Consider the following 13612-nt stretch of genomic DNA (forward strand, 5'->3'; position numbering starts at 1 on the left):
TCACCCCCTCAGTAGTGAAGTTCCCGGGAAGCCGCCGAAGGGTAACGCATTGTTCTCGCCGTGGCGTAACTTGCAGGCCGTAAGGGTGCCGTTGCAGACATCTCTGGCGGGATCATCAACCGGGTTATTGTTTATGTCAAAGCACCGGGCTCCGGCGTAGTCACAGCCATCGCCGGTACGGTACTGATTTCTGATACACCATGTACAGAGGGAATGGAGCTGGCGAGTCGGGATCATCAGCCCCTGGAGATCCATCGGGCTACTGAGGGTAAACTCCACTACCTCGCTGGTTTCACCGCTCTTGGTATCGATAAAGTAGAACCGGCATTTCTCCTGGGTCGGGTCTGCCCCCGGATTACCTTCAGGAAAATTGCGGGCATCCAGATACCGGGTCAGGGTGTCGTGGATGGTCACTTTCGCCTGCAGAAGGTCATCGTAATGGAGGCAAAGGGCCGTAATGGAGTTATCAATATTCGCGACCTTCAGTATTGGTTGTGCATCACTGCCGACTGTTGATACCTCAATACCGGTTATCTCACAGGGCCAGGCCCGGTATTCATTGCCCTGCCACCAGATAGATTTTGCCGGTAAACGGTTTACATCACCGCCAGCGGCCTCAATCTCCGCTGCCGTATGGGCCAGTTTATAGCCATGAAAATAGAGAACATCGTCCATGCCGAAGGTGCTGCCGTCGATTTCTAACAGCCTGACTTCATCACCCGGCTCCAGTTTCTGGTAGTCAGCTGTGATCATGGTTTAAACGCCTGTTCAAAGGTTGCCGAAAGGGAATAATTCCCGCCGCCCAGGGGGACAGGCTTATAGTGCTCGCAGCGATACAATCCGGCGGCCTCCAGTGGCGGAGTCCACTGAAATGCCCTTACCCCCTGATGCCGGTCCAGAAAACGTTTAATAGCGCCGATGTACTCCCCGGTGCCGGTAAAATTCACATCCCACTCCTGGATCCGGCAATTGAGGCCGTCACCCGAAAACTGCGCGTAGCCGTCACCAAACTGAGATTTTCTGACCCGGAAACTGACGGTCTGGGTCGGCATTACCCTGGGGCTCCAGGTGAATATTTCTATCGTCATTTACCGTCCTTTGACCGCGTTCCAGATGGCACCGCCGGGGCGCATATCCGCAGCCAGTAGTTGCTGATATTTCTCCTCAACAAATTTCCCAACCTGCTGACCAAATTGCTGATACCCAGCCGGCCCCCGGGATGAGACATTGTCGTTACCTTCAATGGTGATATACACCTGCGGTGGCGAAGCTGAAGCCCCGGACGGAGCACCAACGGCCCGAACACCGAGTGAACCGTCTGGCCCCCGGGATAAGGGCATAATCGCCTCAGGACCATTCTCCGCAAAGACCCCGGCCCCTTTGGCGAAAGCAAAGAACTGCGGTGAATCATAGATAGCATTACTGTATGCGCTAAGTGACGGGGAGTCGTATACCCCCCCTTTGGCATTAAACTGAAAGGTCGATGCGTAGGACTGAAGCGCCGTTCCGGCACTGGCTGACGCAGATGCAGATGCAGCGCCACCAGCAGCACCAATCCCAGCCCCGACAGCGCCCATAATGGACTGAAGAACGGTACTGGTGACGACGGCCTGGACAGCCATATCAACCAGATTTTTAATCACCGCCTGGCTCAGGGAGGCAAACAGGCCAACCATACTCTCCTTAAAGGTCTGCGTTCTCATCAGCAAACCGGTAAGCATATTGGTGGCCCGCTCCTGAGTCGTTTCAATGAGCCCGATAGCAAGATTGCTCAGTTCCCCCTGGGATCGGTACAGTCCCAGCGCCGTCTGGTATTGGGCATCTGCAGACTCTTTTGTAGCCTGCTGCAATAACATTTCATAGCGTTCTTTATTCAGGTGCCCGGCCTGATAATAAGCCTGCAGCAACGCCCGGCGCTGATTCAGTTGATTATCCAGTTGGGCAAGTGAGTCGACATCAGCGGCAATAATCAGGCCGGGTGCCGATACGGAGTCCGCAAGAGCATGGAGCATTTCCCGGGTGGTATTATGAGCCAGCGTGACCCTGGCCGCCTGATACTCGCGTTCAGTCAGCAGCCGGGCATTCAGCAGGGATTCAAGCTCCCGCGACGCGTGCTGCTCTTTGATGACGGCGTCTCTGGCCGGGGAATATTGCCCGGCCAGAGCCATGCGCTGGGCCTGATAATTCTCTGCGCTCCACAGCAAGGTACGCTGCAGCTCGGTGGCACTGACCCCCTCTTTTCGGGCCGCCTCCGTAAGTTGCCGGTGACTTTCCTGCTCCTGCAGATTGATACGATCCAGGCTTGAGCCATGTGCCTCTTCGATGGCCCGGCGTAACTGTCGGTACTGATTTACTGCACTTTTGGCGCCTTTACCGCTACTCTCTTCTCCGGACCAGGGATTATCGGGTTTGCCAGTATTCAGCGCTTCCGGCCGCTCAGTTGCGCCTTTCACATCACTGGCAAAACTGGTTATCCGGCTGGTGAGGCCCAACCGGGCCAGAGAACGGACATTACCCACGCGCTTAATATTCTCTTCGGTCTTATTTAATCCTTCATTGATGGCCTCAAGTTCAGCCCTGGCACGCATCTGTCCCCGCCTGACCCCGGGTAACTGACCAAATGGATCAAAGCCGTCGAGGCTGCCAATTAGGGTGTCGGCATCCTGGATTTGCTTTATCAGTTTATTACGCTGGATAAGCTGATTCTTGTGCTGCTCTTCCAGATCCAGCTGTTTCACATTGAGCTGATTAAGGGAGAGCTGCATTAAAGCATCACTGGTTTCAAGGACGGCATCTTTTAGCGTAATGGCCGATTCTTTCGCTTCTTTAGCTTTATTGTGAAAGTAAAACAGCGCTGATGCGGCCAGTGCAGCGGCGCCCAAAGGCCCGCCCACCAGCGCCAGAGCCCCCCGGGAGAGACCAGCCGCTACAGATACCGCCCTGGCGGACAGGGATAACCGACGATTGGCTGCCGCCAGCTGAACCTTCGCCTGGGTAGCAAGATGGGTCTGGGCCGTTTCTTCCCGGATCAGACGGTTAAATTCATTTTTGTAATTAACAGCCAGACCATGCTGTTTCGCAGATCGCTCCATCTGGCGGTAATAGCCAAACTCTGCATCATTTCGTTTCAGTGTGGCCGTCGCGGATGCCAGACGCATCCTGGCACTATCCGCATCAGCCCGGGCCGCGGCCCTGACGGCCACCTCATTCTCTTTCCAGTCCCGGATATTACTGCGGATCCCTGCCGTCAGTTTAGTAGTCAGTACCGGTATCAGGGTATACAGAGCCACACTGGCTACGGTGTTAAAGTTACTGCTCAGCCCATTAATGGCTTCCGTCGCATGCTGGATCCCACTTCGTAACGGGCCGCTGCTGCTTTGGCCAATTTTAATCACCAGCCCTTCGAAAGCACTCGATAATCCCAGCAGATCGCCGTTAAGGTTATTCACCCTGACAGACGCCTGCTCGTGGGCTGTTTTGGTCCCCGTCAGGGCTATGCTCAGCTCATCCAGCCGGGCCTGGTTCTGAATCAGAATGGATGCGGCGCTGAGGTTTTCCGCCCGGAACAGCTTTACCGCCTGGGCGGTGGAAAGGTTTCGGTTCGCCAGACTGGCAAGGGCCTGGCTCAGACCAACCACAGAGGGTTTCAGGCTTTTATCGGTGCCTTTTTCCAGCGCCAGAATCACATTCCGTAGCGCAGTACCGGACTCCGAGCCTTTAATCTCCCGCGCCGCCAGAACCTGAATAGCCGCATTCAGCTGTTCAAATCCGATACCTGCCTGGGCCGCCACGACACCGCTGTTTTTTATGGCCAGGGTCGTATCGGCAATTTCCGACGCCCCATATTTAGCCCCCGCCGCCAGCACATTGATATAGCGATCCGCTTGTTGCGAGCTGGCGCCGAACTGATTAAGGGAAAGCGCCAGTGCCCGGGTCGCGTCCGGCAATGTCGTCCCCGCCGCCTGCGCCAGAACCAGAGCGCTGGCCGTTGCCTGCTGGAGTCCGTCAGCGGTTTTCAGTAATTCCGGCCTGGCCGAGGCCATTAATTTCAGTGCCTCGGCAGCCTGGCTGGCACTGTACTCCGTTGCGGCCCCCATCTGCCGGGCAGCGGCATCGAGAATCAGCAACTGTTCGCTGGTGATGCCCGTAATGGCCTGCAGATCAGAAAGAGCCTGACCATAACGCCTGGCGGTGCTGATGATGGTCGAAAGGGAAAGACCGGTCCCCGCCAGCAGCGCCAGTTGGCCCCCGAGGCGAGTGACAGCATCACCAACTTTCAGATAGGCATGTTCGGTTTTTTTCGCCTCGGCCCGGGCCTGGCGATTAAACCGGCCAGAAGAGTTCTGCGCATCACCATAAGCGCCGATAAGCTGTGACCTAAAATTGGCCGCATTAAGGTGCAGGCCAACGGCCAGGGAAGCAATATCACCCATTACATCAGGACTCGCATAATGGCTGCGCACTGTTCATCAATAGCAGAACGACCGGCAGCAAGGGAGGATTCAACAGGCGCCACAACCTGGCTCCCGGGTTTATGAAAAATACCCTGTTTCAGGAAATAGGCTCGCCAGTGAAAAAGCATATCGGCTGGCAGTGCGGCGATTTTGGAAGGGTCTGGCTCGCCCCAGCGATCTGCCAGCCAGAAGATCATCTCCAGCCAGGGCGAGTCATTCAGTTTTTTTCTGCATCCTCCAGGCGGCCAATGGCATGACGTTTAACAATGCCTACCGCCTCGAGCAGCACCACATTGTCATGGACCGCAAGCAATTCAGCCGCTGTTGGTTTGTCTTCCACGGGAATAAGGGTTCCGTCGGGCTGAACCAGGCTATCGATAATAATCTGGATGCTGATTTCAGAGGCCTTACGTGGATCACCTTCTACCTGTGCCGCAGCCATGGCTTCTTCATGGCCTATCAGCTCTGCTGCCGTCATACGGCGTAACCAGACAGGGGTCCCCAGCAACACGGCTTCACTGACCACCGGCTGCGGCGTCAGTAATGCTGTTTTCAGGGATGTACATTCATTTTTTTTCATGATGCCCTCGCAAACAAAGATGAAAACAACCGGGGTTATTTACCTTTAGCTGGAGCTACGGTTCCCCATTCGATTTTGTTCTGTTTCCCCTGCACAGTTATCTGAATAGCCTCACTGGCCGGGGCGCTGATGTCATTCATCTGCCAGCCAGAAAGCGCCAGTAACATCAATACAGTGCGTTGATTCGGTAACTCAACATAGAACTGCACCGTCTGACGTTGCTCAGCGGCATTGAGAAACTCAGCGAAATGCGGATTTTTTGGCGCGTCGATAAATCCCAGCGATTTCTCCGGCCCGTCCGGTAAGTCAGAGATGGACTGTTTTTGTGTATCGATAAGGGTGGTGCAGTCAACAAAGCCCCCCGTCATCCCCATTGCGCCAAGTGCTTTACAATTTATCAGTGGTTTAAATGTGCTGAACGCGGCCCCCATCAGCCCCCATTTCACTACAGTGCCAGCAGGCAACATTGCATATTCCGGTGAGGATTTATCAGTCATTGTTATTCCATCAGGTTGTCAGGCAGCAGGTGCTACCGGTTAAGAATGCCGTTACGAATTTCCACAGCGAGGATCCGCAAAACGGTCCGGACGTTATAATCCAGCGCCGGGCGAATAAACGGGGCGGGAACCTGTTTAACGGTGCCAAACTCCTGGGCCAGGGCTTTGATCGCATGCTTTTTACTGGGCCCCACCCGGAGAGTAACAACGGTATTTCCCCGGGGCGGTCTGCGGGATGCCCGGATTTTGATGGAGTCCCGCATATGCTCCGCCCCGGAGGTTTGATCAAACCCGGCATGTTGCTTCATGTCCTCTTCAACAGCGGCCAGAGCCGCCTTTCCGGCATCCAGCAAGACCTTACGGCCCACGCTCTCCCCCAGGGCAAGAAGTTGTCTCTCCAGCTCATCCAGCCCGCTAACTTCCATTTTGATCATGGTGCCTCCCGGTAAATAAACGTGAAATCCCGCGCCAGGCGATACCGTGTGTGCCCGTTCACCAGATCGGCTTTATCCTGATAAATTCCGCCCCTGGTGATGTACTGGATCGGCACCCCTTCCAGTACATCGTGTGTCATGCCTCGCCATTCTGACCAGATGGCCTTTTCCTGGGCCAGCAGTCCCGGGTAATCGTCCACCCGATACAGGGTTATCTGAAAGCGCGCTGAAACCAGCCCCGTACGTAACATGCCGGAATACAGTTCCGGATCGGACACACGCTGATAGGTGACACCCTCCAGCTGGTTTTCAGGCAGTAACAGCGGCCAGGCCTCCAGGCCAGTAATACGTTCCAGCGCCGTTTTAATGGCCAGTTCTATCATGTCGGGTATCCCTCTCAGCCTTAATTTCAATCCTGTCCGGACGGGTACGATCCACTGCCACCACGGTAAACAACAGTTCCTGCCAGCGGATCTGCCAGCCAATCCGGATATCGGGTCGAGGCCGGAGGGTAAACAGCCAGGTCTCCACCACCTGTTGCTGGTCAAAGGTTCTGATTTTGCGGTTTGATTTCACTTCGGCCATGGCCCATACCGTGGCGATATCAATCAGTTGATCCGGGATAACCTCGCCCAGCTTTCCGCGAACCGTGCGCGGACATTGCAGAGTGATACGTTTGTTAAGCTCGCCGGCATGCAGCACAGACATCACCGCCTCCTGTTATTTATCAGGCACCGATCCCCACCCGGAAGGGCTCCAGCAACCAGCGAGCCTGCCGGGGGAGCCCTCCGGTATCGGGGCCATCTCCGCGATTAGCGTACAATCCGGCCAGAATCATTAATATTGCGCTGTGAACCGAAGGTGTTATTACCATGCCGTGTTCCCCGGCGATACCGGCCTCCCGGGCGCCTGCCAGTGATAACGGGTCCGGATATAACGGGCGGTTGAGAAACTGAATCGCCGCATCTTCGGCGGCCTGCAGATAGAGCTCTACGATCTGTCTCTCGCCGGGCTCATCCACCCTCAGGTGCTCAAGCGCCGTATTCAGATCAACTATCGTCACGGCTCACCCGCTTTATTCACCGGTACTGACTTCATTTTGTTTTCCGGGCCCCACTCCTCAGGGACGATCAGACCATTTGCAGCCAGTTCGGCCGCCCTCTGCCGGGATACAGAGAATGCATCATCCAGGCCACGGTAATTATCTCCGTCCAGAAAGCGGCGCTGAGCGCGGACAGGGATCAAGTCGTTATTGCCCTCAGCCGGAAGAGGTATGTCTGTATTTGGGGCGGATTTTGGGGATGTTTTCATGGGGCACTCCAGTCAGGTGGTGGGGCCAGGCGGCCCCGGTTGTCAGAATCACTTCACCGCTTTCCCCGATACCGCTCCGGTAACAAAGGCTTCCGGGCGGTAAACGGCCATGGCCAGGCGCTCCTCTGCCCGGATGGTGACCATATTTTTAATAAAGTCATCTTCGTTTTCCGTGGACAGCAGGACCTCAATTTCCATGCGATCGAAAATTTGAGCCGCCATATTAAATGCGCCAGTAAGGAAGGTGTTCTGGGCCATGGCCTGGGTTTCCACCACCGGCAGCCCCCATATACGTGACACACCACCGTTAACCGGTTGCGCGATGATATACCGACCCTCGTTGTCTTTGGTCAGTTCGATACCGGCCCAGTCAATGGGGTTGAGTACAAACCCGGATGCCGGATATTCCGCCAGGACAGCCTGTAACACGGCCAGGCGCAGACGATCGATCGGTGTCGCGCTGGCGACCGGAATCGCCGGGGAAAACTCCTTCGCCTGAGGCAGGATCCCCAGAATATTCGCTCCCGTCCCATCACCGGCCAGTAGCTGTAGCTCCTCTCTGAAGCGCAGGCCATATTGCGCCCGGCCATCGATATAACTTGCCAGGCCAGGTGCGTCATCCAGGATCTGACGCGAGGCTTTAAAGTGGTGGGCAATCGTGCGCACCGGCGCGTTTTTCAGTTCAAATTTAATATCTGACTTTGGCTTTTTAGCCCCTTCCTCTACGGTTGCCGCGTTATTGGTAAAGCCGGTTTCCTGTACAAATTCGATGCCGTTAGATGCTGTTGTCCCGGGGATCAACAGATGGCGAATAGTGAGCGTACGTTCCGGCGGCGCAATAATGCCCGGCATGCGATCAGCTACGACGAGGCTATTTGTGGCACTGCCCCCCGTACCGGTGGTCGCAGGCACGTTCATGATGTCTTTTTGTTCCAGTTTGACGCGAATACTCTTGCGGGCAGAGCTGTCCATCCCCTGGTAGGCTTCGCTTTCCACCACCAGTTGCCCCAGTGTTTTTTGTCCCTGAGGCGCATCCTCAGCCCGGCGGGCGCTTTTCTGCTCAAGCTCTGTCAGACGTTCTTTAAGCTCGCTGAGCGTATTCAGACTGTCATCGGTACGCTGCTTAAGCTCCTGGGTGACTGTTTCGCCGGACTCCATCTTTTTCCTGATATCTTCACCAAAGTTTTTCACCTGATCGATGACCTGGGTGAGTTTGGCGGACACCTCGCTGATATTCTGGGGCTGATCTTCCGCGGATTTTTTCTGGTACATAATGGTCCCTTAACGAATGGTCGGGAGAGTGAACTGGCTAAGTTGCCGCACCATGTCAGCAATTGCCGTTTTGGTTTCGCCGTCGTCGCCCCCGGACTCACTCCGGTAAAGCAGGTTTGACAGCCCACCGCTGGCGATAGCGACGGACTGTGTTTTTGAAAAGCCAGCCTCACGCAGGAACTTTTCGAACTCAGGTAATGACGGGAGATTGCCGTGGGCCAGTACCGACTTGATCACATCAATACGGGCCTCATCATTGGCGGGGAGCGTGACGATAGATATCTCCACCAGATCGAGCTTTGTCAGGGTACGGATGCGGGTTTTCTCGTCGTAATTTGATTCCCGGACGTAATAACCAATAGAGAGACCGGTGATAGCCCGGGTTTTCATGCCCCGCCAGGCGGTCTTCGCCTGATGGGCATCCTCCAGCCACAACACCCCTTCGCCAAATAAACCGTGGCTGTCTTCTTTCAGGCTGCTGATATCCCAGTTACCAATTGGCTCGCCACTCCGGTGTTGCCAGAGCACGGGGAAAGTGCGCTCTTTTGCCCGGGTTTCCTCTATGGACTCAAGAAAAGCGCCCGGCGCAACAACCTCGTTGTAACTGTCCACCACGTTAAAAACCGAACCGTAGCCAGAAAAAAGACCGTCATCGCTGACGGCCTTAATATCGAAATCGAATGCTTTTATCTTCATGGCGGTGTTTTTGCGCTGCATGCCGTAGCCTCCTCTGATGTGATCTCCAGCCACTGGCGCAGTGCGCTTTTGGCTGCATCGCTGTCCCCTGTCTTGCCAAGCTGCTCAAGGGGTAACAGATTGGACTGAACCGTCAGTTGATCCCCGCCCGGATGGGGTGCCATGTTCTCTTTCTGGCGGGCTTCGTTTCGGGTCATAACGCCGTTCTGGGTCATGGTGGAATAGAACGCGGCCCTGGCGGCACTGTCAGCCCGCAGAAGCCCCTCAATGGAGAACTCGGCGAAATAGCGGTTACGTTCCCCCGGAATCAGTAAACTTTTACGGATGGACTGTTCAATGCGGGTAAGCCAGGGACGCAGGGAAAAGGTCAGAAAGCCAATCAGCATTTGCTCCACGCCGCTGCCCCACATCGTCTGCCCCTGGGCGTTATGGCCAATAAGCCCCGGCCAGACGCGGAACCAGCGGCAAATTTCCTCAATATTGAACGCCCGGGTCTGGAGCATCTGGGCATCTTCCGGGTTCATAGTGACGGGCTGAAATTTCATCCCGGCTTCCAGCACCATCATTTTCCCGGTGTGCATCGATCCGGCAAATTGTGCGACCAGCGAGTCGCGAATGTCTTCACGTTGCTCTTTCCTGAGAATTTGCTCCATGGACAGTACCCCGCTGGGGCGCATACCGTTTTTGAATACCCGGGCACTGGTTTCATCGGTGGCCATGGCCATTCCGAGCGTCTGACGGGCATAGCTTATAGGCGATAACCCGATAATACCGTTAGTGCTGAAGGCCCGGATATGCATCAGATCTCTCTCGTGGATCTGGCGGGTACCGTGGCTACCAGGATCCCGGTAGGTATAAACCGGTGTACCGGTACTGCTGCGCTCAACTTTCATCCGCTCCGGACGTAAGGGAGTCAGCGCGGTGATCCTTTTACCGGTGCGGTCAATTTCACCGTAGGCATTTCCCCATAGCAGCAGGCTAGCCATCACCATCTCCCAGAACTCCACCGCAGTCATATCGGCATTGGGCTGGTTATGCAGGAGTTCATACAAAGGGTGCGCAGGAGCCGGTTGTCTGCCATCACGGGTGCGCTCATAAAACCCAACCGGGAGCGTAGCAATGGTTTCAGATAATAGCCGGACACAGGACCAGACAGCCGACAGTTGCAGGGCTTTATCTACAGTGACCTGTTTCCCGGCGGCAGACTCTCCCCCGGCGAAAGCCGACCAGAATTCCCCCTCAGTCAGTGACACGGGGATCCCCAGCCAGCGGCGCAAAGCACTTTTCACCCTACCGGGCTTTTGCTCTTTATTCATGATGTCTCACACGATGATGGGGTTGCTGAAAAAGTCACCAATATCTCCGGAGTCCTCTTCATACCCCTGCGCAGCGCCAATGGCCATGGCGGAGGCCACCAGCCCGTCAATACGTCCGGTGCTCTTCTTCTTGGCAAAAATACGGTTATCTTTCTGATCGGCTTCGGTAACGGCAGAGGCCGCATTCCAGCGCAGGCAGGGGTTGGTTTTGATGATAATACTGGCGTCATCCAGCATGCCTTCGAACAATTCAATGGAATGAGGCATCCACAGGCCGGAGTCCTTCGCCTTGTAATAGCCCTGACCATGGGGAATTAACGGGACCGAAACACCTGCTTCTTCCAGTTCCGGCTCCAGGTATTTGATACGGTACTGATCGAAAGCGACGGCCCGGATATCAAACTGCAGCGTTAAATCCGCCATACGCTCAGCCACAAAGCCATACTTAACGGCTTTTCCTGGCGTAGTGTGAATATATCCATCCCGGGCCCAGGCGTCATAAGGCACCCGGTCCGTTTTTGCTCTGTCCTTCAGGGTGTCTTTTGGTGTCCAGAACTCCACCAGCAACTTACGCTGCTTAGGAAAGAATAAGGCCAGTGAAGTCAGATCCCGGGAGCCGGATAGATCCAGACCGCCGTAGCACTCTTCTCCGGCCAGTTCATCAACCGCAAAATCACTTTCGCAAGCCATCCAGACGGCGCTGCTCATCCAGGGATTATCCGCATCCACCCACTGGCAAAAGTTCAGCCGCCGGACAATACTCTCTTTCGACGGCATCCCCCGGGCCTGGATAACCTGCTCCCGCAGGTAATCGTGGTCGAAGGTATGGCCCAGCGAAGGGTTTGCCTTCTTCCAGCAGGACTCATCTTTTAGCGGATCTTCGCCCTCATCCAGAGAGCAGATAAACGCAAAGAAACTGTCGTCCTCAATGGCACCGGCGGCAACTTTACGGCCATACTCATGATATTCGTAGCAGACACTGGTTTTATCGTGGCCGCTGTTGGTGATCATGAAAATCAGCGCCTGGCGTCGGCCTTTCGTACCGGCACGCATCATCTCCACAACAGTATTGCTTTTGTGCTCGTGAACTTCATCGATCAGGGCACAATGGGGTCGCGGACCAGACTGCCCGTCATCTGAGCTGATGGGCCTGAAAAATGACGCCGCCTGAAGGTACGCCAGATTCCATTCCCTGCCAGCACCACCTGATTTCTGGATCCTGGCCGCCAGTGCCGGTGACTGATCCACCATAGCCACAGCGTCACGAAACAGCACCATGGCCTGATCTTTTTTGGTGGCTGCCGCATAGACTTCTGCCCTGGGCTCTTTATCTGCCGTCAGGCATAACAGGCCTATGCCCGCCGAGAGTGGCGACTTACCCGATCCCTTCCCCGACTCCACATACGCCATACGAAACCGACGAAAACCCTGGGCGTTTTTCCAGCCAAAAAGGGAGCCGACAATAAAAGCCTGCCACGGCAGCAGGATAAACGGCTTCCCCTCAAAGTCGCCACCGTTGAGCTTCAGGACTTTGGCAAAGAAGTCGACTGACCGCCGGGCGGCTTCAGGATCCCAGACCAGCCCCCGGGCGCTGCCAGACTCCAGATCCCGTAAATGGCGACTACAGGCATGGCGAATATCGGGCCCGGCCAGTTCTTTTCCTGAGCTCACATCCCTGGCGTAACCGGTGACAGGATCAGAAGAATTCTGCGAGGGGGTCTTCCTGGTCTTTTTCACCATGAGTTTTGACCTTTGTTCGGGCTGCGGGAGTCAGGCCAAACTCCACCAGGTAGCTTTTAAAGCGCCGGTCAGCATCCGCAAGCATGGCCACCGCCGGATGCGCTTTAATCAAAAATCCGCCCTCGGTCTGAACCGTATACGTCCGGCCTTCTACGGCAATGGTGTTACGCAGTTGCAGAATGTCGGCGTAAATATCACATAACCGCTCAAGTGCCAGCGCATCAGCAACCGTCATAATCTGCATGTCATCAAGCAGTACCGACAGCTTCCCCCAGGCCAGCATTCCCCAGTCAGTGAGGTGCTCCGGTGGGCTGGGGATCTGGCGGGCTGGACGGGGCTCTTTATCGTTGAGTTTTCGTTTACCGGGGTTGCCGGCAACCACTTTTAGCTGGGTCGGTTTCTGCCGCCTCCCGGCCATGAAAACCTCCCGGAAAAAAACTTTTCATTTCGCGGTTGTGCACAAAAAGGAGGGGGCGTGGTCATTCTGGCCTGGGGGGCCTGAGTTTTAACCCACCCCTCCCCCTGGCAATGATCACAGATCAGGTCTGGTGAACCAGTGGGACGAGGGATCCAGAGGCATGCCATTTTCATCACAGCCGATAATTACCCCGCGTTTTTCCATACGCTGTTTGGTGGAGCCGTGGTGTGGTGCACAAAGTCCCTGCCAGTTGCCCCGATCCCAGAACAGCTTTTGTGCCCGGGCGATAGCCCGGGGATCACCGGCGCGTAAGGCATCTTTCAGTTTGTGGGGAATAATATGATCCACTACCGTGGCGGCAGTGGTCTGCCCCTGCTGCTGGCACATCACGCATAGTGGATGAGCCCGCAGAAATAGCCGCCGGGCTTTATCCCATTTACTGCCATAGATCCGCGGGTTGCCGGTCATTCTGCAGGCCGGGTTACGCCACCATCAGCATTCAGTACAGCCTCCGGCATCCGCATAACCAGCGGTTCATTATCCAGCACTTTCATGCCGTACTGGCCAATCCAGGTTGAGGTCTGGCTAATGTTACTGGCAATAAACTCCATCACTTCACCCATCAGGGTTTTGATGGCCGTTTCCGGGTTATCACGCCAGTAGCACTCAATAGCCACCAGCAGCGGGTCTGATCCGCTGGCAATACTCTGCGCACCTACGCTGTAGTGCTTTTTACGGGACGCATCCGTAATGCACTGCAACTGGCTTTGCTGGACGGTTTCCCCTTCCGGACCACATACCTGGGCGGTGATAGTGGCCACCCGGTAACCGGTGTCCTCCTGGATACCGGAGGCATAGAACAGGGCCAGGGTAAGATCATTACGTAAATACATG

Annotated in this window: 18 protein-coding genes; all 18 read right to left on the reverse strand. The window is 55.5% G+C overall.

Features of this window, described 5'->3' with window-relative positions; translation table 11 throughout:
- Nucleotides 1–753: a phage minor tail protein L gene (locus EBL_RS09885; RefSeq protein ID WP_002440838.1), complete on the reverse strand. Its 753-nt coding sequence runs from the start codon at nucleotides 751–753 to the stop codon at nucleotides 1–3.
- Nucleotides 750–1088, reverse strand: coding sequence for a phage tail protein (locus EBL_RS09890; protein WP_002440836.1), 339 nt, complete (start codon nucleotides 1086–1088; stop codon nucleotides 750–752). The genes EBL_RS09885 and EBL_RS09890 overlap by 4 nt, the downstream gene beginning before the upstream one ends.
- Complete coding sequence (locus tag EBL_RS09895) at nucleotides 1089–4433, reverse strand: phage tail tape measure protein (protein ID WP_002440834.1); 3345 nt, start codon at nucleotides 4431–4433, stop codon at nucleotides 1089–1091.
- A complete protein-coding gene (locus EBL_RS09900) occupies nucleotides 4433–4651 on the reverse strand; it encodes a hypothetical protein (protein ID WP_002440833.1) in 219 nt (72 codons plus the stop codon). The genes EBL_RS09895 and EBL_RS09900 overlap by 1 nt, the downstream gene beginning before the upstream one ends.
- 20 nt (nucleotides 4652–4671) lie before the next feature.
- Complete coding sequence (locus tag EBL_RS09905; RefSeq protein ID WP_002440831.1) at nucleotides 4672–5034, reverse strand: phage tail protein; 363 nt, start codon at nucleotides 5032–5034, stop codon at nucleotides 4672–4674.
- 35 nt (nucleotides 5035–5069) lie between these two features.
- Nucleotides 5070–5531, reverse strand: coding sequence for a hypothetical protein (locus tag EBL_RS09910; RefSeq protein ID WP_002440829.1), 462 nt, complete (start codon nucleotides 5529–5531; stop codon nucleotides 5070–5072).
- A 32-nt stretch (nucleotides 5532–5563) separates the two neighbouring features.
- On the reverse strand, nucleotides 5564–5965 hold the full coding sequence (locus EBL_RS09915; protein WP_002440827.1) for an HK97-gp10 family putative phage morphogenesis protein: 402 nt from the start codon (nucleotides 5963–5965) through the stop codon (nucleotides 5564–5566).
- A complete protein-coding gene (locus EBL_RS09920; RefSeq protein ID WP_002440826.1) occupies nucleotides 5962–6348 on the reverse strand; it encodes a hypothetical protein in 387 nt (128 codons plus the stop codon). Before EBL_RS09920 ends, EBL_RS09915 begins: the two co-directional genes overlap by 4 nt.
- The gene (locus EBL_RS09925; RefSeq protein ID WP_002440825.1) at nucleotides 6329–6673 is read right to left on the reverse strand and encodes a head-tail adaptor protein; all 345 of its coding nucleotides are present in this window, start codon (nucleotides 6671–6673) and stop codon (nucleotides 6329–6331) included. The genes EBL_RS09920 and EBL_RS09925 overlap by 20 nt, the downstream gene beginning before the upstream one ends.
- Nucleotides 6674–6692: 19 nt before the next feature.
- Nucleotides 6693–7028, reverse strand: a complete 336-nt coding sequence (locus EBL_RS09930; protein ID WP_002440824.1) for a head-tail connector protein — start codon at nucleotides 7026–7028, stop codon at nucleotides 6693–6695.
- A complete protein-coding gene (locus EBL_RS09935; protein ID WP_002440823.1) occupies nucleotides 7025–7276 on the reverse strand; it encodes a hypothetical protein in 252 nt (83 codons plus the stop codon). The genes EBL_RS09930 and EBL_RS09935 overlap by 4 nt, the downstream gene beginning before the upstream one ends.
- A gap of 48 nt (nucleotides 7277–7324) precedes the next feature.
- A complete protein-coding gene (locus tag EBL_RS09940) occupies nucleotides 7325–8548 on the reverse strand; it encodes a phage major capsid protein (protein WP_002440822.1) in 1224 nt (407 codons plus the stop codon).
- 9 nt (nucleotides 8549–8557) lie between these two features.
- Nucleotides 8558–9265: an HK97 family phage prohead protease gene (locus EBL_RS09945; RefSeq protein WP_002440821.1), complete on the reverse strand. Its 708-nt coding sequence runs from the start codon at nucleotides 9263–9265 to the stop codon at nucleotides 8558–8560.
- Complete coding sequence (locus EBL_RS09950; protein ID WP_002440818.1) at nucleotides 9241–10560, reverse strand: phage portal protein; 1320 nt, start codon at nucleotides 10558–10560, stop codon at nucleotides 9241–9243. The genes EBL_RS09945 and EBL_RS09950 overlap by 25 nt, the downstream gene beginning before the upstream one ends.
- 6 nt (nucleotides 10561–10566) lie before the next feature.
- The gene (locus tag EBL_RS09955; protein WP_002440816.1) at nucleotides 10567–12300 is read right to left on the reverse strand and encodes a terminase large subunit; all 1734 of its coding nucleotides are present in this window, start codon (nucleotides 12298–12300) and stop codon (nucleotides 10567–10569) included.
- Nucleotides 12257–12718: a phage terminase small subunit P27 family gene (locus tag EBL_RS09960; protein WP_002440814.1), complete on the reverse strand. Its 462-nt coding sequence runs from the start codon at nucleotides 12716–12718 to the stop codon at nucleotides 12257–12259. The genes EBL_RS09955 and EBL_RS09960 overlap by 44 nt, the downstream gene beginning before the upstream one ends.
- 114 nt (nucleotides 12719–12832) lie before the next feature.
- Entirely contained in the window at nucleotides 12833–13186 is a 354-nt protein-coding gene (locus tag EBL_RS09965; protein WP_002440812.1) for an HNH endonuclease, read from the reverse strand.
- Nucleotides 13183–13611 carry a hypothetical protein gene (locus EBL_RS09970; protein WP_002440811.1) on the reverse strand — a complete coding sequence of 143 codons (429 nt, stop codon included), beginning with the start codon at nucleotides 13609–13611 and terminating at the stop codon, nucleotides 13183–13185. Before EBL_RS09970 ends, EBL_RS09965 begins: the two co-directional genes overlap by 4 nt.
- Nucleotide 13612 lies beyond the last annotated feature (1 nt).

This window comes from Shimwellia blattae DSM 4481 = NBRC 105725 (assembly GCF_000262305.1).
Taxonomy (GTDB): domain Bacteria; phylum Pseudomonadota; class Gammaproteobacteria; order Enterobacterales; family Enterobacteriaceae; genus Shimwellia; species Shimwellia blattae.

What these genes read in the sequence shown, in the direction of transcription:
- EBL_RS09915 (WP_002440827.1), bottom strand. Translation starts at nt 5,965, where the DNA reads ATGATCAAAATGGAAGTTAGCGGGCTGGATGAGCTGGAGAGACAACTT.
- EBL_RS09955 (WP_002440816.1), bottom strand. Translation starts at nt 12,300, where the DNA reads ATGGTGAAAAAGACCAGGAAGACCCCCTCGCAGAATTCTTCTGATCCT.
- EBL_RS09950 (WP_002440818.1), bottom strand. Translation starts at nt 10,560, where the DNA reads ATGAATAAAGAGCAAAAGCCCGGTAGGGTGAAAAGTGCTTTGCGCCGC.
- EBL_RS09900 (WP_002440833.1), bottom strand. Translation starts at nt 4,651, where the DNA reads ATGATCTTCTGGCTGGCAGATCGCTGGGGCGAGCCAGACCCTTCCAAA.
- EBL_RS09925 (WP_002440825.1), bottom strand. Translation starts at nt 6,673, where the DNA reads ATGTCTGTGCTGCATGCCGGCGAGCTTAACAAACGTATCACTCTGCAA.
- EBL_RS09945 (WP_002440821.1), bottom strand. Translation starts at nt 9,265, where the DNA reads ATGCAGCGCAAAAACACCGCCATGAAGATAAAAGCATTCGATTTCGAT.
- EBL_RS09935 (WP_002440823.1), bottom strand. Translation starts at nt 7,276, where the DNA reads ATGAAAACATCCCCAAAATCCGCCCCAAATACAGACATACCTCTTCCG.
- EBL_RS09890 (WP_002440836.1), bottom strand. Translation starts at nt 1,088, where the DNA reads ATGACGATAGAAATATTCACCTGGAGCCCCAGGGTAATGCCGACCCAG.
- EBL_RS09965 (WP_002440812.1), bottom strand. Translation starts at nt 13,186, where the DNA reads ATGACCGGCAACCCGCGGATCTATGGCAGTAAATGGGATAAAGCCCGG.
- EBL_RS09940 (WP_002440822.1), bottom strand. Translation starts at nt 8,548, where the DNA reads ATGTACCAGAAAAAATCCGCGGAAGATCAGCCCCAGAATATCAGCGAG.
- EBL_RS09920 (WP_002440826.1), bottom strand. Translation starts at nt 6,348, where the DNA reads ATGATAGAACTGGCCATTAAAACGGCGCTGGAACGTATTACTGGCCTG.
- EBL_RS09960 (WP_002440814.1), bottom strand. Translation starts at nt 12,718, where the DNA reads ATGGCCGGGAGGCGGCAGAAACCGACCCAGCTAAAAGTGGTTGCCGGC.
- EBL_RS09895 (WP_002440834.1), bottom strand. Translation starts at nt 4,433, where the DNA reads ATGGGTGATATTGCTTCCCTGGCCGTTGGCCTGCACCTTAATGCGGCC.
- EBL_RS09970 (WP_002440811.1), bottom strand. Translation starts at nt 13,611, where the DNA reads ATGTATTTACGTAATGATCTTACCCTGGCCCTGTTCTATGCCTCCGGT.
- EBL_RS09910 (WP_002440829.1), bottom strand. Translation starts at nt 5,531, where the DNA reads ATGACTGATAAATCCTCACCGGAATATGCAATGTTGCCTGCTGGCACT.
- EBL_RS09885 (WP_002440838.1), bottom strand. Translation starts at nt 753, where the DNA reads ATGATCACAGCTGACTACCAGAAACTGGAGCCGGGTGATGAAGTCAGG.
- EBL_RS09905 (WP_002440831.1), bottom strand. Translation starts at nt 5,034, where the DNA reads ATGAAAAAAAATGAATGTACATCCCTGAAAACAGCATTACTGACGCCG.